Here is an 18,056-nt window from a genome sequence, read left to right as displayed (position 1 = left end):
ATCGCGACCCGATGTACGCCGGACGAGTACGATTCCTGGCCCCATGCGCCCGCGACGGGAATTGCGCGTCGATCACAAACCCGGCGCGGCCGACAGGGAACCGATAACGTTCAGCGAGTCGGGCTTTCGTGGCCGGACATTGCGCACAGACGCTCGGCCAACGCGAAGAACACGCCGAAGTTGCGGATTCGGCTGACGGCGACTGTCGGCGGGATCAAACCGCCTCCGGCGACATCGACGACGACTACGCCCTTCTGAACCGAAACTCGCCGGATCAAGCTCCAGGGTATGGGCTTTCCTCGGTAGCCCAGCTCGGTCCGTGTCATCCACACGTCACCGAACTCCACTCGACTTCCTGCCTCGAGCGCGGCCCAGGTCGAAGGCGCCTGGGCCTCGAAGACACCGTCCTGAATCGCACGGCTCCAATCCTGGGGGTTCGCCAGGATGCCGTCCATCCGGAATTCCGAACCATCGAGATCGACGAGGTCGTAGCGATATGCGGTTCGCACCACGCGCATCTCACCGACGCGGTGATAATCAGTCGTTGCGTGCAACAGCGAGGTCCGGTCGTACCGAACGACACGCAGCCCACTTGCCTGCGTGTAGATCAGACCTCGGGTGTAGAGATCGAGTCGGACGCCACGATTCTTGTCGTAGTACGGCCGACTCTTGATTACGTTTCCCACCAGAGCCAACGCGAACCCTACGGCGAAGATCGCGGTGAGAAACCACCAATTGCCGTTTACCGCAATGCCGATCACGGTCGCCACGACGAGGACTGGGGTAGCGATACCGAGGAACTGCATGTTCTTACGGTGTTCCGGATGCATGGCCGCATGAGCGGAACGATGTGCGCCGAGATCCGCTTGCGCTGCGGCTCGTTCGATCTGTGCCAGCAATTGCGGATCTTCGCGATCCCGGACAGCCGTATCGGACACCTCGCCCCCTCGATAGATGTATTGCGCTCGGCTGCAAGGCTATCCGATGGGCGACGTGTCCTCGCGGCAGGCGGGGGTCACGGATCTCGGCCTCAGCTGACTCCGTCGATGGGAGCCGCAGCACCTCACCCGCGGCACGTCGTTCCGTCTTGGCAGCGGACCCGATCATCGTTCCACGACCCGAGGTCCCACGAGCGAATTGGCGGTGACCTGGCCATTTCCCGACTTTGCTCACACATCATCGCGATGGACGGCCGGTCGACGGAACGTTAGCATCGCTCTATGAGCGATAGCGGGGGAACGTTTCAGCACCTGGCCAGGGATTTTCGGTTGTCCCGGAACGGGTGCGCGACGTCGGGACATACATCTACGGGCTGGCCGACACCTTGTCCCAAGCCTTGGATTCCGCGGCCAAGGACGTCGCCGAACTACTGAACCGCAGTTGGACCGGCGACTACGCCGACGAGTTCTCCGAAGGTTGGACGGATGTGCACGACGGCGGGCGCCAGATATTCGAGGCATTGGCGACGATGGCGGAGAACTATGAGGAGGTCGTGACAGAGATCAACAACGGTGGAGCTGTTCAGTTTTCCGAGACCGAACGTGCGGAGCTGATCAATCACGCGGTCACGCTTGCGTCGGGCGAGCGGCGTGATGCGATCCGTTCAGCCGATTCCTGGGCCGCGCATATCAAGAAAATCGACAACGACAGGTCATTGCCTTGGTCCGATCGCAGCGTCTGGAACGAATACGACTTCTGCGCAGCCTTGACCATACGCGACTACCTGGACACAGCGATCGACGTCCTGTCCCCACCGCTGGCCGACAAGGTCACGAGATACGCATCCGCGACCGATAACCGATACCGGTCTATCACGGTCGAGGATTCAGGAAAGCGTATGTCCGCGGTTGCCAAGGTTGATCCGAGCACGCGTAAATGGTGGTGGTTTCGCGTGCCGGACTCCGGCCCCATTCTGGAAGACCTTGCTCGCTGGGATCGCTTCGAGAACTCGCAATAGATGGATCGAACCCGCGCAGCTGGGACGGTAGCGGGTGGTTCCGGGACAATTGCCACATGCGGTTTCGCACGTCCGCGCCCCGGTCACCGCTCGGCCGTACCTGCCGCACAAAGCCAGCGGATCCACTCCGACTGGAGGATTGATGGGAGCCGATGAGGCACCTCGGGCCATCGTTGAGCACGAGGATCGTTGGCTGTTCAAGCCTCTACGCGGAAGAACCGTCACCAGGATAGAGTGGAAAACGGACCACCTCGAACTCGTCTTGGACGACAACCATTTCCGCGTGTTGGTCGGTTACGACACCGAACTGTCCGCTCGGTCCCTCGCCAAGGACTCCCCCGACAGACATCGAATCGATCATTGGAACCGCGCTGAGGTTGAGGAATTCCTAGGGGCGAGGATTGTTTCGGCCGTGTTCTTCAAGACCGGAGCGGTTCGCCTGGGGTTCAAGAATGGGTGGATTGTGTTCGTCGACGGCGACCGGCAAGATTTCGCTCCTGAGGTCCAGTTCGAAGATCGAACCGTGTGGAATACCGCGGGAATCGCGGACCGCTCCATCTTCGAAATTCAGCCACTGGATGCGTGGACGGGACAGCCTGTCACTCCACCTCATTGGCCAGGACGGCCGGAGCACCTGAAAGACAACCCCGAATCGGACGATATCAACGATTGATTACCAGGAGTCCCCGCTGGGCCGGTGAGCGTTGACCAGCTTGATCTTGTTGGCACGCAACAGGTTCCGCCGCCCACCTCAGCGTCATGGTAGCGAATGGTTCTGGAACAGTTGCCACATACGGTTACGCACATCCGCGCCGCGGTCGCCGCTCGGCCAATCATGGCTGCCTGCTTTGTATTTGCGCCAGACGACGTTGGCGCCCTGCTCGCAGGAATACCGGTAGCCTTCCGCTACTTCGGGGCCGGATTCGGTGGCGGCGTCGTTGCTACAGCCGATGGTCCCGCGCCACTGGAGGTGCGCGGCGTAGACCGGAGCCTGGGTGAAATCGTTGTCGGCGGTGAAGAATCCGAAGGACAGTTTGCGGATCGGGACGCCGTCCTCGCAGCCGCCCAGGCAACTGACTTCTTCCGGGACTGATGCACCGGCGGCTACCAGGGCGTACAGCAGCCCGCTGGGTTGCGGCTCATCCCCCACAGCGCTTCAAACTCGCAAGCAGCCGGTCCGCCTATCTGCGCAAAGCCCCCCATCCACTCCGAAACATGATCACTTCACACTATGGTGGCTCGAACGCTGAAACCTGATGCAGTTGTTCGAGAGGAACACCATGAAACGGCTTGCCGTCCTCGCCGTCGCAGTCGCCGCCTTCGGTATCGCTCCCGCGGGCATCGCCGGCGCAGAAACCGGAATCCCCTTGGAGTACAGCAACACTGACCAGATCACCGCGACCTCACCCGTCGTCCTGCAAACCGGCTCGACCGTGATCGATCTCCTCGCGTATATCGGCGCAGGCTGCATCGGCAGCTGGAGCCCGGCTCCGCCCGCGCACTGCCTCTGATTACGGATTCCGATGATTCGGATCGACGGCTCATCACCACCTCGAGCCCGGCCCGCGGAACCACATCAGCGGTCCGCCGGCCACCCGCCGATCGACGCCGGTTCGACAGCATCACGCGCCCGACCGCACCGACCTCGCTCCCACCCGCGACACTCTGAGACAATAGGGACGTGAGCACCACCATCAGCCACAGAAGTGGACATCGACTCGGCGACCTGACCGGCGCCGCGACCGGGACAGCGGCGCTCGTCGTCCGGTAATTCGATGTCTGACCAGGAAGTACCGGGATCGCGATCCGCACCGAAGGACACCGGAGCGGGCGCGCCCAAGGTTGTCCAGCTGCCCCGGCGTCCCCGGCGGGTGGCGCAGGACGCTGCCCAACCCGCCCGCAAGACGTGGCGTTCGGAGGGCAGCCGCGTCAACGATCCGCCGCCGACCAGACCCGTCATGCGATCGGAATTGCAGCGGGAGACCGGGGCATGGCCGGTGAATCCCGCTGCGGCGTGGCACGGACCCGCGGTGGGCGATTCGAGCCCTGCGGCGGATGACGCCTGCCCCGGCGACCAGGATGCGAGCGTCGTCGATCTGGACGAACTTCGGCGGAAACGAGCTGGTGAAGCTGCCCCCGCCGCCGGCATCCGGCGGATCGCCAAACCGCGCCGGATCGGCAAAGGTGCGGCGGATGGCTCCGGCGGCGAGGCCAACAGCCGCGAGAATTCTCCGTCGACCGAGGGGTATACCGGCCGACACCGCAAATAGCCCGGCGGCGCGCGGTTCGTCCAGCCGAGGTCGCCACCTCACCAAATTTGTTCCATTTGCCCGTTTTTGGCGTTTTGACTACCCTCAGACCACCATCGAAGGTACGGGGGGACGGTCATGGATCTGCATCAACTTCGGTATGCCAATCCGGGCAGCTGGCAGGCCGCGGCGGACGATCTGCTGGCGGCGGCCAAGGACTGCGAGGAGGCCGTCGCCGAGATCCATGCCAACGGATCGCGGCGGCTAGAGGAATCCTGGACCGACTATCTGGGTGAACTCGTGCGCGGGCGGATCTCCGATGTCACGGGAAAGCTGGAGGAGATCGGCGTCCTGCTGCGAGGTGCCGTCACCACGCTGGACACGTTGGAAGATGCGGCTCGAATCGCGCAGGCACAGGCGAGTTCGGCGATCACAGCGGGAACCGTTGCGGGCCTGGAGCTCGACGGCGACGTTCTGGTCGTCCCTGCCGGGCATCACGATCCGGAGACCGCGGCGGATGACTGCCGGCGGTACAACGCGCTGCTCGAGGATGCGATCGATGCGGCGGATCGTGCCGACCAGGAAGTCGCCGGCGCGCTGCGCAAACTGAATATCAACGTCGACACCAGCTCGCTCGACGATGCGCTGAAACAGCAGTCAGCGGCGGTGGCCGACGCGCTCGACGCCATTCGCGAGACCCTGCCGCAGGGCCAGCCCCCAGATGTGGTGAAGGCATGGTGGGACTCGCTGGCCGTCGATCGGCGCAAGCAACTCATGTTGGCGGTGCCGGTGGAACTTCACGACCTCACGGGAATTCCCGACGGCGTGAAGAATGAGCTCGAGGGCTCCAACGGCTACAACGCTGTGAAGGCGGTGCAGTTCGCTCGCGACCACGCGAACGATACCTCGATCGACAAATTCCAGAACAATTGCGCGAACTTCGTTTCCACCACCCTCGCCTCGGCCGGCCTCGACTACAAAGGCACCCTGACCACCGATTCGGACGGCTGGAACCGCAGCCGCGCCGCGGGAATCAACTTCGACCCGCCGGGGCCCGGTTCCCTGCAGGGACTGAGCCACAGCGATACCTGGTTCAATGCCGAGAAGCAGAAGAACTTCTTCCTGAACAATGGGGCGGAGGAGGTCGGGACCGCCGGCGCGAAACCCGGTGATCTCGTCTACTGGGAGCACACGCAGAACGTCGGCGACTACAAGCCGGGCGAAGCGCACCACACGGCGGTGGTCACCGCGGTGCTTCCCAACGGCGACATCCTCTACTCCCAGCACACCACCAACGGGAAGGACTTCAGCCTGACCGACCGGATCGGATTCTCGAATCAGGACGGCGGCACACAGAACGTCCGGATCATTCGGCCGAAGGAGACCTGGTAGTTGAAACGCCCCGCGATCGTGTCCGCCGCGATCTTCCTCGCCTGCTTCGCATCTGCCGTTCTCCTACTGGTGGTGGCCGATCACAGACTCGCGGAGCGGACGGACGCTCTTCTCGAATCGCATTGTGCGCGAAGCATTCCCGTTCCGACGGCTGCCACCGCCTCGAGCTGGGCCGGGACGGTCCTCTTGATCTGTGCCGCCGCAGCAGCAGTGGTGTTCATCGTCGCCGCTGCGCGATTCTCCTCGACCCCGGGGAAGGTCCTCGCGATTGTCGTCGCGGCGTCGGCGGTGATCATCAGCGTCGGTTACGCCTTGGTCGTGGGATCCGCACTGCTGCAATCGAATACCGACGAACCGATCTCGCCTCGCTACCATCCGTGCGAAGCGTTCTTCTGACAGGGCTTCACCATGACAGACGTCTGCATCGACCCCGCCACCGCGCAACAGGCCGGGGTGGACATCTCCACCAACAGCAATGAATCCCGAACCCGGCTCGAACAACAATTCGATGAGATCGAACCGGCACGGCAAGCGAACGAAGGCTGGCAGAGCGGACCGGCGCTCGTCGATTTCGCGTCGGCGCGGAAACAGGACATTCTGTCCAGCCTGGCGGAACTCGAGAGCATCGGAAAGAGGATCGTCGAGGTCGTCAGCGCGCGAACCAGCGTCGACGAACGGTATGCGACCAGTCTCGGTCGAATCGGGAAGGCCGTGGACTCCATGTCCGAATAGCAGTGGTCGCGCGATCCTCGACCTGCTCGGCTCTCACCCCGGCATTGCCGGCTTGTTGTTCAAATTCAGCGGTTCGGTCCGCGGGAATGTCACCGGCAGGGCCGTCAAGGCCCGGTGGAACGGGCCCGGTCGCCAGCTCGGCGCATCCGTTGCGAGCTCGATTTCGGGGAGGGCGTCGAGGAGTTGGTCGATCGCTTCCTGGGCGATCAGATACGCGATCGACTGCGCGGGGCAGGCGTGTGGGCCGATGCCCCAGGCCAGGTGGGAGCGGTTGCCCGTCATATCGTCGCTGCGAATCACGGGGTCGTTGTTGCAGGCGGCCATGCTGATGACAACCGGCTGATTGGCGGGTAGCCAGACGTCGTCGATCAGCATCGGCTGGCGCGGGTAGGTGATCAGGAGGTTCGCCAGCGGCGGGTCGTTGAACAACACCTCGTCGACCGCGTCGCGGGAGGAGAGATTGCCGCCGAGCACACTGCCGCCGAAACGGTTGTCGGTGAGGACCAGCAGCAACGTGTTGGCGATGAGGTTCAGCTCGAATTCTATTCCGGTGCCGTAGATCTGGGAGACGTGGTGGGAGACCTCGGTGTCGTCGAGGGCGGCCGGGTGTTGTTGCAGGACCGAGGTGATGTCGTTGCTCGGGGTGGCTCGTTTGAGGCGCACCAGACTCATCAGCGCCTCGCCGAGGATGCGGTTGCCCTGTTCGGCGTCGACGCCTTCGAGCAGTTTGGCCGTACCGGCCGCGACCTGCGCGCCGATCTCGGGCGGGCAACCGAGCATCACGTTCACGAGTTCGAACGCGAGGGGGTAGATGTACTGGGTGATCAGTTCCGCCTTGCCGTCCTGGCAGAAGCTGTTGATCAGGGGAAGCGTGGCCTTCTCGACCGCCGCGCGCAGCGAGTGCAGGTCGACGGCGTCGATACCGGCGGTGATGGCCTCACGGTAGCGGTGGAAATCGGCACCGGAACTTCTGCTGGCCATGGGGCGCCATTCCAGCAGCGGGAGAATCGGGCAATCCGAGGGCACGGTCTGCTGCCACACGCGTGGATCTGCGGGAAAGTGTTCGGGGTCGTTGAGAATTCGTACCGCGGTGCGGTAGCCGATCACCAGCGTCGCGGGCACACCCGGCGCCAGTTCGACGGGCGCGAGCGAGCCGTATCTGCTGCGCATTTCGCGGTAGACGCGGTGCGGGTCGTCGGAGAAATCCGGGGTGAACAAGGGGACTCGCGGGCCGTCGGAACTCGTCGGAGAGCCGTGGGCGACGGGACACATCGTCGGGCGGGTCGGGAACTGCGACGTAGTCATCAACCACTCCAGTTGTCGTATCGCACGCTGCGTCGAACTGCATGACGCGATGTCGCGCGCGTCGAAGGCTGCGGTAGTCGTACCGGACGACCCTGGCCGGGACGACCATCGGCAGCACGATGATCATTCGTGGTAAAGCGTTGGTGCTCAGACGCCGAGGGCGCCCAGCGAATCGTTGTCGTCGATGGCCGTGGTGATGCGCCGTAACAGGGTCAGGCAGGTTTCGTTCGACTGCATCTTGGGCTGATAACTCGCACGCCCGATGGTGAAAGCCCATGCGGCGTAGGCGAACAGCGACTGCTGCCGGTAGAGCAACCAGGCGTCCTCGAAGGCCGGGGGCTTACCGCCGGCCTCTCCCAGTTCGTCCAGGTAGGCCGCCAGCAGGTCCCTGTCCCATAGTCGGCGGTCTTCCGGCTCGCATCCGGAATTGACGGTGTAGGCGAAATCGTGTGCCCATCCGCCCCGCATCACGACCTGCCAGTCCACGAAACCCATGCGGCCGGCGCTCGTGCGGTAGGTCTGTCCGATGTGGGGATCGCCGTGCAGCAGCGTCGGCGGAACCTCTTCGGTCGCGATGGTGACCGCCCGCTCGACACCGGCCCACAGCCGCTCGCTGCTGCCGTGCAGGGCGGGCGGAACGACCTCCTCCGCGCGGCGAAGTCCCACTTCGCACCGCTTCTTCATATCGATCGCGGACAGATACACGTCGAGCATGTACGCCGGGGTGTTGAGGACGTCGATCGCCTCGGATTCCCAGAAGGTGCCGTGCAGGCGGGCGAGATTGCGGACCAGATCCTCGGCTTGCTCGCGGGTGATCGAGGCGGTGGGCTCGCTGAAGACGGCGCCGCGGGTCGCGGCGATGTCCTCCATCAGGGCGATCGACCGCCACGAGGCCGGGTCGGACGCGCCCCAGTATCCGATCGGCGCCTCGATGTCGACGGCGGGGCGGAAGTCGCGGAAGAACCGGGTTTCCCCGTCGATCATCTTTCCGCCGCCCAGCAGGATCCGCTGGCTGAAACTGGTGGTGGTCTTGGCGAACAAGCGCGTCGGCAACTGTGCCTGGGTCCCCACATCGTTGTATTCGACCCGGATCGCCACCCTCGTCGAGGTGCCGCTGCTGCCGTTGGACGTCTCGAAGCCCGACACCTCGGCCCCGGGAACATCGCGGCACAGCACCGCGGTCAGCCATTCGGGGGTGATTTTGTCACCGGAGATCGGCACGTCGGCGAGGGAGCGCAATCTGGGTCCGTGAATCTTCTCGCCCAGCATCCGGGTCCCGACGGTGACAGAACGACCGAGCAACCAGAGCTTGTGATTCACGCACGTATCTCGATTCCACTGTAAGACAACGATTATCCGAGCGATCCGGCGCCTCCACCGATCGCGGCGCCAGAGGCACAGTACCTTACATCAGCCGAAAGCGTTGTAAGACAATGAATTACCGAAGCCGTCATTACTCATCAGTACATACGGACGAGTCGGGTTTGAGATGCGGCTCTTCTCCAGCGACGGAGCGCACGCCAGAAAGCGATCATGCGGAGCCGGAGTTGCCGGCGCCGACCTGATCGGATTCGGATTTCCGGTCGCCTGCCGCCCCGAGCAGAGCCGCGAAGACGAGGGGCGCGAGTGTCTGATAACCGATCCAGAGTTCGCCGGCCGTTCCGCCCCCCTGCGATGCCAGCAGCAGCGCGACGAGGGTGACAACCGTCCAGCCGGTGTCGTAGCCGATCATGAGCCGCATATATGTGCTCATCGGGCGGCTGCGCAGGTATGCGAATTCACTGGCGCCTGCGATGAGCAGGGCTGCGGCGCAGGCGATCATGAGCCGGGTGGCGACACCGAGTCGATGACTCAGCGATTCGGCGCCGATGATGTAGGCGGCGGCGAGCACTATTTTGACGGTACCGTCGGCAACGACTCCCAGGGCTTGCCCGGTGACGGGCGTAAACGACGTGCGGATCATTGGTTCCTCTCCGAATACGGCACCGGCGACGACATTCGGCCTCAGGAGACCGGCTCGACGCGAAAGACGGCGCAGCGGCTCGCCGCGTCCGCGAAGCTGTCCGGCGAGCCGGATTCGACCAGGCCATTCCTGACGAAAGCTTGTGCGCCCCTGGGATTTTGAACAGGAAACGCACGCAGCACCGGTTGGCGCCGCGGTTCGGGCACTTCGATCAGATTCACGATCCGGGATTTCCGGCCGCGAGCGAGCACACCGCGTCCTGCCGCGCGGGCATTCTCGACCCATTCGGCGTTCGGATAGGCCTGCACGAGGTACCGGTCGCCGTCGAGCTGTATCGGGTCGACGGGCGTGGTCCGGGGAATTCCCGTCGAACGACCCGCAACGGTGAGCAGGTGGATGGGGCCGAACGGCAGGCCGATGCGATGAGCGGTGATGACGATGCGATTGCGGAAGTCGCGCCGCGAGGGCGACCGACGCGGATTGCCCTTCCGGCCGATGCCGTCGTCGGCCGCGGTGAATCCGACCACCGCGACGATCACCAGAACGAATGCGGCTACGGCGCAACCGGTTCGGGTGAAATGGAACAGTTCCCAGCGTCGCAGGATATCGGCGTAATTCGCCGGCGGAGTGCCCACCGCCCACCGTTTGATCTGCTGGTTGATCGGCACGTTCCCGAATCGCGTCACCAGGAAGGAGAGCAATACCAGCACCGTGGCGCTCGCGGCGATCCGACGCTGCCCTCCCCGCGATCGCACCGCGAGCACCAAGGTACCGAGCACCGCCAGCGCCATCAGCGATTGCATGACCGGGCCGTTGACTCGCATGAGCGCGACATGGAACGTGAACCGGACCTCGAGGGGCACTTCACGAAACGCGTACAGCACATTGACGGCGCCGTAGCCGAACGCTCCGGCCAGCAGACCGGGGAACAGGAGTGCGGCTCCCCGGACAAGTTTCGACAGCATCGAGACTCCCATCCGAATATCGCAACATCGAGTTGCGATATCGTCAGCATGCCCGCCCGTCCGCGATATCGCAACTAGGAGTTGCAATGAGTTCGTCCGCGCCTCTGGGACGTGGACCGAAGGTCCGCGCCGCCGTGCTGGCCGCCGCCGTCGACGAGCTGAGCGAACGCGGATACGCCGCGTTCACGATCGACAACGTCGCCCAGCGCACCGGAGTGCACAAGACCACCGTCTACCGACGGTGGCCCGACCGCGACAGCCTGATCGCCGAGGCGCTGGCCGAGAGTGTCGCGGCGGAAATTCCCATTCCCGACACCGGTTCGGTCGACGAGGATCTCCGCGCACTGGCGCGCAGCCTCGTCGCCTGGGCCGACAGCGCCTCCGGGCGAGCCATTCTGGCCGTGCTGGTGTCCACCGCCGCGGGCCTGCCCGCACCCCCGAACTCCGCACGCCACGTCTTTCGCGATCGGATTCGGCACACGCTGCCGGTGGTGACGCGCGCGATCGCTCGCGGGGAGCTACCCGAAGGCACCGATCCGGCGGAGATGATCAAAACGCTGGTGGCGCCGATCTATTTCCGCGTCCTGATCACCGGAGAGCGGGTGGACGACGGCACCGCGGACGCTGCCGCGAAGGTGGCTCTGACGGCCGCGCGTGCCGGGCTGTTCACGTGAACGGGCGAGTGGTCTCGCCGCTCACTCGTCGGTGGTCCCCGGCATCGTCTTGTCGCGCGCGGATGTCGTGATGCCCCATGCGGCGAGCCGCAGATGGCGCTCGCCGTTGTGCCAGTGCGTGATCGAGGCGTTCGGCACCGGCGGCATATCAGCCGGTGGCGTCGCGCCCACACCGGCCAGGACGTGTGCGGCGGTGACGACGATCGCGTCGTGGGCGACGATCAGAATCCGCTCGGCCGTGGTTCGGTCGAGTTCGGTGAGCAGATCGCGCATCCGCAGTGCGACATCGGCCGGCGATTCCCCACCCGGCGGCCGATAGAACCAGTCGCCGAGGCGGGCGCGGCGCTCGAACTCCTGCGGCGCTCGGCGTCGAATGGCTTGCGGCGGAAAGAGTTCGAAGATTCCCATCTCGCGGTCACGGCAGCGTTCGTCGATCACGGTGGGTATGGCGCCTGCGCCTTCGGCAGTGCGTGCCATGGCCGCCCAGGTCTGTTGCGCGCGCAGATACGGTGAGCACACCACCAGCTGCGGCGCTCGCTCCGGGTCCAGCCCGGCCAGCCACCGTCCGAGCTCGGCGGCTTGCTCGTACCCCGTGGGCGAGAGCTCGACATCGGAGTCGTTGCCGGGGAATGGCTCGTCGGCGCCGGCGCTGAACGCGGCATTGGCTCGGCTTTCGCCGTGACGGATGATCCAGAGGTCGCGCAGGCGATACCGCGGCGGAATCCCAGCCGAGCGGTCTTCCGGAGCCGCACTCGTCGGGTCCGGACCCCTTGCCGTCATCCGATCCTCCCTGTTTCGGTCCCCTACTTCGACCAGAATGCGCGTGCTCGGCGCGCCGAGTTCGATGGTTCTACACGAGCCGTTTCAGCGGGTTGCTCCGATCGAGAAGACGATCTCGATCAAACGGGTGAAGCGGGCGGTCAGGTCGGCGGCCGATTCCTCGGGATGTGCTCGCGCCCAAGCCATTACCGCGTCTACCGCGGCGGTCCAGATGCCGGCGAGTGCTTCGATATCGCGTTCGTCGGTGTCGCCCAGGGCGTCGAGGAACCGGCGTACGCCCGAGTCGGCGTGTGCGGCGATCCGGGTGCGGTAGCCGTGCACCAGGTCCGCCACCGCACCGGTCGGCGGTGCGGTCGGGTCGTGGATGATCCGCCAGGCGGTGCGGTCGGGGCCGAGGGTGTCGAAGAGGCCGCGCAAGGCGTTGCCGGGCATCGCGAAAGGGGCTGTGGCGGGATCCATTTCGTCGTCGAGGCGCTCCAGGAGCGGGTCGGCCAGCACGGTCAGGCACTCCGCGTAGAGCTGTTCCTTCGAGGTGAAGTGCTGATAGACCAGGGCCTTGGAGATGCCCGCGCGCCCGGCGATGGACACCATCGAGACCGCGGCGAATCCGCGTTCGGCGAACTCCCGCATGGCGGCGATCAGGATCTCCTCGCGGCGGTCCTGCGCGGGCATACCCTTGGTTCCGAGTCCGGCGGCCGTTGACATGCGCCCGAACTTACCCTACGGTCACTTTCAATGAAGTGACCGTAGGGTCATATAATCGTTCCGGAGAGTGCCTGCGATGACCCTGTGGGAACAGATCAACCAGCCGGTGACCTACGCGGTTCCGTTCTTCGTGCTCGCGATGGTCCTGGAGATCGCCGCCCTGCGCGGTCACGCCGAGGACCGCGCCGGCTACGACGTGACCGACGCGCGGACCAGCCTGACCATGGGCTTCGTCTCACTCTTCGTCAGCGGTGCCGCGAAATTCGCCGCACTCATCGGCTATGCCGTGCTGTATGTGCACGCCCCCTGGCACGTCGATCCGCGCAACCCGCTGTCGTGGCTGGCAGTCATGCTCGCGGTGGATCTGCTCTGGTACGCCTATCACCGCCTCGCGCATCGAGTCCGGGTGGTCTGGGCGGCGCATCAGGTGCACCACAACAGCCGGTACTTCAACTACGCGACCGCGCTGCGCCAGAAGTGGAATCCGTGGTTCGAACTAATGGCCTGGGTTCCGCTGCCGCTCCTGGGCGTGCCGCCGTGGATGATCTTCACGGCCTGGTCGTTCAACCTCATCTACCAGTTCTGGGTCCACACCGAGACCATCGGAAAACTCCCCCGCTGGTTCGAATTCGTCTTCAACACCCCGTCCCATCACCGCGTGCACCATGCCAGCGATCGGGAGTATCTGGACCGTAATTACGGCGGCATCCTGATTTTGTGGGACCGCATGTTCGGCACCTTCCGCGCGGAGACCTTCCGCCCCACCTACGGACTCACGAAGAACATCGACAGCTCGAACGTCCTCACGCTCCAGTACTACGAATTCGGCGCCTTGTGGCGGGATCTGCGCTCCACCAAGCGGATTCGCGAATGGGCCGGGTATTTGTTCGGGCCGCCCGGGTGGGAGCCCGGAGCCGCACGCACGCGCGAGATCGGCGATCGGATTCCCGAAGCCTGACCGCGTCGGTATCGAATTCCGGGCGACAACCGTCTCCCCGAGCCCGGCCGGCGGCCGCGCTGATGACGCTCCTGTTACACATCGGCTCGTGCCACGCCGGCCGAATGTTAACGGCGGGAGAGAAATCCCAGCACGTTGATTACACGGCACGGCATCCGCCTTCCGGAATCCCACGTATCCGGATGCCATTCGCAGCGAGACATGTTGCCGGACAACGGATTACCAGCACTCGACCATAATCGTCGATGGTGAACACCCGGCAACGTCGTATTACTCCGGATGTGACCATCACGAAACACCTGGGGCGTGAACTGAACCCATCGGTGAATCACCTCGATTCCTCACCGGTCCTCGTCACTTCCCCAGGAGACAAGCATGTCCGCACCCACCGAAACCACCTCCGAGATCGACAAGGCGATCGAGGAGAACATCGCGAAATCGCTGTCCGAGATTCCGCATCCGGCGCTGCCGAAAGGCACCAATATCTATGGCGCTACCAAAATCTTTCCCGACTATCAGGCCGAGGCCGGGGAAACATACTTCACTCTGGTGCACGGGATCGCGCACGAGTCGTCGGTGAGTTTCGTGGCCGTCCTGCAAGCGACTCGGGCGCTGCGCAAGGGGTTCGAGTCGGCGATCTACTTCTATGGGCCGGGTGCGATCAACTGCATCGCCAACCGCGGATTCCCGACCACCGGGGACAGCGGTTTTCCGGGTGAGCAGAACATCAACGACGCGCTGTCGACCTTCATCAAGGAGGGCGGCAAGGTATTCGCCTGCCGCTTCGGTCTGGCTCTGCACGGCGCGCGTGAGGAGGATTTGATCGAAGGTGTCATTCCCGCACATCCGCTGGATGTGCAGGATGCGCTGATCTACTACGCACGCAAGGGCGCGATCATCAACTCCACCTATCAGGTGTAGGCGGCCGGCATGACCGAGGTATCCACGCGAGTAGACCTGGCGCTACTCGGTATTCGCGTCGACGTGCCGGTGCAGCGCCGTTCCGGAGCCGGGCCCAGCGACGACGGTCATGTGTCGTTCGGGGGTGCCGGCGCTGCCATTCCCCTCCGATCCGACAGCCCCTACACGCTGAGCGGGGATCGTCTGCTGCGCGACGGCACCGATCTCGGCCTCACCGTCGAGCCGGTGCGGCGGCCCAGGTTCTACGACCTGCGCACCGCCGAGGGCATCGACTACGAGCAGATCGCGAGGCTGCACGGCACGGAGGTGCTGGCGACGACGGTGGTCCAGACGTGCATTCGATACGACGAGGACCAACGTTGCCGATTCTGCGCGATCGAGGCGTCGCTGGCGGCGGGCACGACCGTCGCGGTCAAGCGGCCCGAGCACCTTGCCGAGGTCGCGGCCGCCGCGGTCCGGCTCGACGGGGTGCGGCAGATGGTGATGACCACCGGCACCACCGCCGGAAAAGACCGTGGCGCACGGCATCTCGCACGCTGTGTGCGGGCGGTGAAGCGGGCCGTGCCGCAGCTGCCGATTCAGGTGCAGTGTGAGCCGCCCGGGGATCTGCCGGTCCTCGCGGAGCTGCGGGCGGCGGGGGCGGACTCCATCGGCATTCATGTCGAATCGCTCGACGATCGGGTCCGTGCGCGCTGGATGCCGGGCAAATCGACCGTGCCGCTCGCGGATTACCGGGCGGCGTGGACCGAGGCGGTGCGGGTGTTCGGGCGCAACCAGGTGTCGACCTATCTCCTGGTAGGGCTCGGCGAGGATCCCGACGAACTGGTCGGTGGGGCACGGGAATTGATCGCGATGGGTGTGTATCCCTTCGTCGTTCCCTTCCGGCCGCTCGCCGGAACCCTCGCCGTCGACGTCGACGACGCGAGCGCACCGTCACCGGCGCTGCTCGAGGACGTAACGCGCAGGGTCGCAGCCGAACTGCGGCGCGCTGGGATGCGCGGCGCCGATCAGGCGGCCGGGTGCGCGGCATGCGGCGCGTGCAGTGTGCTGCGCACCGCGGGAGGCTGAGATGACGACGATCGACACGCCGCGCTGGTGGCTCGACGGATCTGTGGCATCCAGCAGGCCGTCCCCCGATTACTGTGTGCTGTCCGGGCATCCGAACCCGAAGGAACCGCCCGGCGGCTTCCTGATTCGTCCGGCGGATTCCCGGCAGCTGGCGGCCTATCGAACGCTGCGGCGCGAGAGCTTCGTGGTCGAACAGAGCCTGTTCCAGGGTAGCGATGCCGACGATATCGACGATCATCCGCGCACCGTCGTGCTGGTCGCACTGGCGTCGGACGGCACTGTGCTGGGTGGCGTGCGCCTGGCGCCCGCCACCGCCGAGGATCTCGGCTGGTGGACCGGCAGCCGGCTGGTCGTGGACTGTGGCCGCCGCACGCGCGGGGTGGGCAATGCCCTCGTGCGCGCGGCCTGCGCCTATGCGGAGAGCAACAACGTGCTGCGCTTCGAGGCGACGGTGCAGCACCGATACGCCGCGCTGTTCACCCACCTCGGCTGGATCCGGCTGGGAGACACCATGTTCGGCGGCGCACCGCACGTTCGCGTGCGCTGGCCCATCGACCGCATCGACCGGCTCACGCGCTCGACCAAGGCGATGCTGGGCCCACTGCTGACAACCCTCGGGAATGGTTCGATGACCCTGGGCGGCAGAGATTTCCGCGGCGATGACGGTGCGCCCGTGCCGGGCAGCGATCTCGTCGCCGCATGTGACGCCATCATCGCCTCGATGGTCGAACGCGATCCGGAATGGGCGGGCTGGTGCGCGGCCCTGGTGAATCTCAACGATCTGTCCGCGATGGGCGCCGAACCCGTGGGGTTGCTCGACGCGGTCGCGGCACCCACCCGTTCGTTGCTCACCCGGATCCTGCGTGGCCTGGCGCGAGCCGCCGATACGTGGGGTGTGCCCGTATTGGGCGGGCATACCCAGATCGGCCCGGCCGCACTGTCGGTGACCGCATTGGGCCGCACCGCCCGGCCCGTTCCCGGCGGCGGGGGCCGGGCAGGCCACGAACTTCGGCTCACCGCGGATCTCGGTGGGCGCTGGCGCGCCGGATATACGGGGCGGCAATGGGATTCGTCTTCCTACCGCACCGGGGACGAACTGCGGGCGCTGGGCCGGTTCGTCGCCGACACCGCGCCGGCGGCCGCGAAGGATGTCAGCATGGCCGGGATCGCCGGTACGGCGGGCATGCTGGCCGAAGCATCGGGTGTCGGCGCGGAGCTGGATGTGGTCCGGATGCCGCGTCCGGCGCACACCGCACCGGCCGAATGGATCACCTGCTTCCCCGGCTTCGCCATGCTCACCGCCGACCGCCCCGGATCCGCGATCGGCCCCACCGGACCCGCGACCTCCGCGGTATGCGGCGTCCTCACCTCCGAACCCGGCGTGCGTTTGCGCTGGCCGGACGGAACCACCACCACAGCGGTGCCCGGCACCGTGACCGGATTGGGTATCTCATGACCGAATTGACCATCTCCGTGGCGGCCGCCGAATTCGGCCGCGATATGGAAGCCTGCTACGACACCATCTCCGCACTGATCGAGCAGGCTCGTGCTCGCGGTAGCCGACTGCTGGTCCTGCCCGAGGCATGTCTCGGCGGCTATCTGCCCAGCCTGGGCGGCGGCGCCGAGAACGACGAGGCTCGGCAACGCCGGTTGCGCAGCCTGCCGCCCGCGCTCGCCCTGGACGGGCCCGAGTTGGCGCGGATCGCCGCCATGGCGGGTGATCTCGTCGTCACCCTCGGCTTCTGCGAGGCCGACGGCGAGCTGCGCTACAACGCCGCGGTGACCCTGTCCGGCGACGGCATCCTCGGCTCCTACCGCAAAGTGCATCAGCCGCTGGGCGAAAACCTCTGCTACGCCGCCGGTTCGGAGTATCACGCCTTCGACACGCCGATCGGGCGGATGGGGATGCAAATCTGCTACGACAAGGCCTTCCCGGAGGCCGCGCGGGCGTTGGCGTTGGACGGCGCGGAGATCATCACCTCGCTGTCGGCGTGGCCGACCGCCCGCACCGCCACCGCCGAACGGCTCGAGGACGACCGCTGGACCCAGCGCTTCGACATCTTCGACCGCGCCCGGGCCGTCGAGAACCAGGTGGTGTGGATCGCTTCCAACCAGGCCGGCACCTTCGGCTCACTGCGGTTCGTGTGCAGCGCCAAGATCGTCGGGCCGGGCGGCGACATACTCGCCACCACCGGCACCGCGCCGGGGCTGGCGACCGCCACGGTCGATGTCGGCCGGGTACTCGGGCTGGCCCGCGGCGGCGGCATGTACAACCTGCGGGACCGGCGGCCGGAAGTCTACGACAGCGTGGTCGCGCGCCACGGCGTCGTCGGTCAGCCGTCGCTGCCGGAGGAATTGGCAGCCGCACATGCCTGAAATGACCCCGC

Annotated in this window: 20 protein-coding genes and 1 pseudogene; 13 read left to right on the top strand and 8 right to left on the bottom strand. The window is 65.6% G+C overall.

The genetic code is table 11. The annotated features are described in order from the left end of the window. Window positions 1-110: 110 nt before the first annotated feature. Window positions 111-938, bottom strand: a complete 828-nt coding sequence (locus NE2_RS17165) for a DUF6585 family protein (RefSeq protein WP_063027357.1) — start codon at window positions 936-938, stop codon at window positions 111-113. Window positions 939-1,273: 335 nt separating this feature from the next. Between NE2_RS17165 and NE2_RS17160 the strand changes: the two are divergent. Together NE2_RS17160 and NE2_RS17155 are read left to right on the top strand one after the other, a co-directional pair. After that, window positions 1,274-1,957: pseudogene (locus tag NE2_RS17160) on the top strand (WXG100 family type VII secretion target); the annotation flags it as partial. A gap of 142 nt (window positions 1,958-2,099) precedes the next feature. Continuing rightward, the gene (locus NE2_RS17155) at window positions 2,100-2,630 is read left to right on the top strand and encodes a DUF6188 family protein (RefSeq protein ID WP_106958655.1); all 531 of its coding nucleotides are present in this window, start codon (window positions 2,100-2,102) and stop codon (window positions 2,628-2,630) included. An 84-nt stretch (window positions 2,631-2,714) separates the two neighbouring features. Here the strand turns inward: NE2_RS17155 and NE2_RS17150 are convergent, their stop codons facing one another. Continuing rightward, window positions 2,715-3,107 carry a hypothetical protein gene (locus tag NE2_RS17150; RefSeq protein WP_063027351.1) on the bottom strand — a complete coding sequence of 131 codons (393 nt, stop codon included), beginning with the start codon at window positions 3,105-3,107 and terminating at the stop codon, window positions 2,715-2,717. A 106-nt stretch (window positions 3,108-3,213) separates the two neighbouring features. Between NE2_RS17150 and NE2_RS17145 the strand changes: the two genes are divergently transcribed. The 5 genes from NE2_RS17145 (at window position 3,214) to NE2_RS17125 (ending at window position 6,330) form a co-directional block, all read left to right on the top strand. Beyond that, window positions 3,214-3,468, top strand: coding sequence for a hypothetical protein (locus NE2_RS17145; RefSeq protein ID WP_063027349.1), 255 nt, complete (start codon window positions 3,214-3,216; stop codon window positions 3,466-3,468). 264 nt (window positions 3,469-3,732) lie between these two features. Next, window positions 3,733-4,227, top strand: a complete 495-nt coding sequence (locus tag NE2_RS35735; RefSeq protein WP_146165315.1) for a hypothetical protein — start codon at window positions 3,733-3,735, stop codon at window positions 4,225-4,227. A 117-nt stretch (window positions 4,228-4,344) separates the two neighbouring features. Continuing rightward, window positions 4,345-5,598: an amidase domain-containing protein gene (locus tag NE2_RS17135; protein WP_063027346.1), complete on the top strand. Its 1,254-nt coding sequence runs from the start codon at window positions 4,345-4,347 to the stop codon at window positions 5,596-5,598. Next, window positions 5,599-5,994: a hypothetical protein gene (locus NE2_RS17130; protein ID WP_063027344.1), complete on the top strand. Its 396-nt coding sequence runs from the start codon at window positions 5,599-5,601 to the stop codon at window positions 5,992-5,994. A gap of 12 nt (window positions 5,995-6,006) precedes the next feature. Beyond that, window positions 6,007-6,330 carry a hypothetical protein gene (locus tag NE2_RS17125; protein WP_063027341.1) on the top strand — a complete coding sequence of 108 codons (324 nt, stop codon included), beginning with the start codon at window positions 6,007-6,009 and terminating at the stop codon, window positions 6,328-6,330. A gap of 33 nt (window positions 6,331-6,363) precedes the next feature. Here NE2_RS17125 and NE2_RS17120 read toward each other — a convergent pair whose 3' ends face one another. The 4 genes from NE2_RS17120 to NE2_RS37115 form a co-directional block, all read right to left on the bottom strand. Further along, complete coding sequence (locus NE2_RS17120) at window positions 6,364-7,635, bottom strand: cytochrome P450 family protein (RefSeq protein WP_063017816.1); 1,272 nt, start codon at window positions 7,633-7,635, stop codon at window positions 6,364-6,366. Window positions 7,636-7,782: 147 nt separating this feature from the next. Next, window positions 7,783-8,955: an aminoglycoside phosphotransferase family protein gene (locus NE2_RS17115; protein ID WP_063027339.1), complete on the bottom strand. Its 1,173-nt coding sequence runs from the start codon at window positions 8,953-8,955 to the stop codon at window positions 7,783-7,785. Window positions 8,956-9,166: 211 nt separating this feature from the next. After that, on the bottom strand, window positions 9,167-9,598 hold the full coding sequence (locus NE2_RS17110; protein WP_063027337.1) for a hypothetical protein: 432 nt from the start codon (window positions 9,596-9,598) through the stop codon (window positions 9,167-9,169). A 41-nt stretch (window positions 9,599-9,639) separates the two neighbouring features. Then, window positions 9,640-10,563, bottom strand: a complete 924-nt coding sequence (locus NE2_RS37115; protein WP_228816294.1) for a nitroreductase/quinone reductase family protein — start codon at window positions 10,561-10,563, stop codon at window positions 9,640-9,642. A gap of 86 nt (window positions 10,564-10,649) precedes the next feature. On the opposite strand from NE2_RS37115, the gene NE2_RS17095 reads away from it, so the two are divergent. Then, window positions 10,650-11,237 (top strand): TetR/AcrR family transcriptional regulator, encoded by a 588-nt coding sequence (locus NE2_RS17095; protein WP_063027335.1) that lies wholly within the window; start codon window positions 10,650-10,652, stop codon window positions 11,235-11,237. Window positions 11,238-11,258: 21 nt separating this feature from the next. Here the strand turns inward: NE2_RS17095 and NE2_RS17090 are convergent, their stop codons facing one another. Together NE2_RS17090 and NE2_RS17085 are read right to left on the bottom strand one after the other, a co-directional pair. Continuing rightward, window positions 11,259-12,017, bottom strand: coding sequence for a histidine phosphatase family protein (locus NE2_RS17090; protein WP_174553952.1), 759 nt, complete (start codon window positions 12,015-12,017; stop codon window positions 11,259-11,261). A gap of 84 nt (window positions 12,018-12,101) precedes the next feature. Further along, complete coding sequence (locus NE2_RS17085; protein WP_063027333.1) at window positions 12,102-12,722, bottom strand: TetR/AcrR family transcriptional regulator; 621 nt, start codon at window positions 12,720-12,722, stop codon at window positions 12,102-12,104. 76 nt (window positions 12,723-12,798) lie between these two features. Here NE2_RS17085 and NE2_RS17080 point away from each other — a divergent pair, with 76 nt between their 5' ends. The 5 genes from NE2_RS17080 (at window position 12,799) to NE2_RS17060 (ending at window position 18,045) form a co-directional block, all read left to right on the top strand. Further along, entirely contained in the window at window positions 12,799-13,680 is an 882-nt protein-coding gene (locus tag NE2_RS17080; protein ID WP_063027331.1) for a sterol desaturase family protein, read from the top strand. Window positions 13,681-14,055: 375 nt separating this feature from the next. Next, complete coding sequence (locus NE2_RS17075) at window positions 14,056-14,601, top strand: MSMEG_0572/Sll0783 family nitrogen starvation response protein (RefSeq protein ID WP_030515292.1); 546 nt, start codon at window positions 14,056-14,058, stop codon at window positions 14,599-14,601. Window positions 14,602-14,610: 9 nt separating this feature from the next. Continuing rightward, a complete protein-coding gene (locus NE2_RS17070; protein WP_063027329.1) occupies window positions 14,611-15,669 on the top strand; it encodes an MSMEG_0568 family radical SAM protein in 1,059 nt (352 codons plus the stop codon). A gap of 1 nt (window position 15,670) precedes the next feature. Continuing rightward, the gene (locus tag NE2_RS17065; protein ID WP_063027327.1) at window positions 15,671-17,125 is read left to right on the top strand and encodes an MSMEG_0567/sll0787 family protein; all 1,455 of its coding nucleotides are present in this window, start codon (window positions 15,671-15,673) and stop codon (window positions 17,123-17,125) included. Further along, the gene (locus tag NE2_RS17060; RefSeq protein WP_063027326.1) at window positions 17,122-18,045 is read left to right on the top strand and encodes a carbon-nitrogen hydrolase family protein; all 924 of its coding nucleotides are present in this window, start codon (window positions 17,122-17,124) and stop codon (window positions 18,043-18,045) included. Before NE2_RS17065 ends, NE2_RS17060 begins: the two co-directional genes overlap by 4 nt. The last annotated feature ends 11 nt before the right edge of the window (window positions 18,046-18,056 follow it).

It is taken from the genome of Nocardia elegans NBRC 108235, assembly GCF_001612845.1.
Lineage (GTDB): Bacteria > Actinomycetota > Actinomycetes > Mycobacteriales > Mycobacteriaceae > Nocardia > Nocardia nova.
The sequence above is the reverse complement of the archived record's forward strand: the minus strand, read 5'-3'. Positions and strand labels throughout refer to the sequence as shown.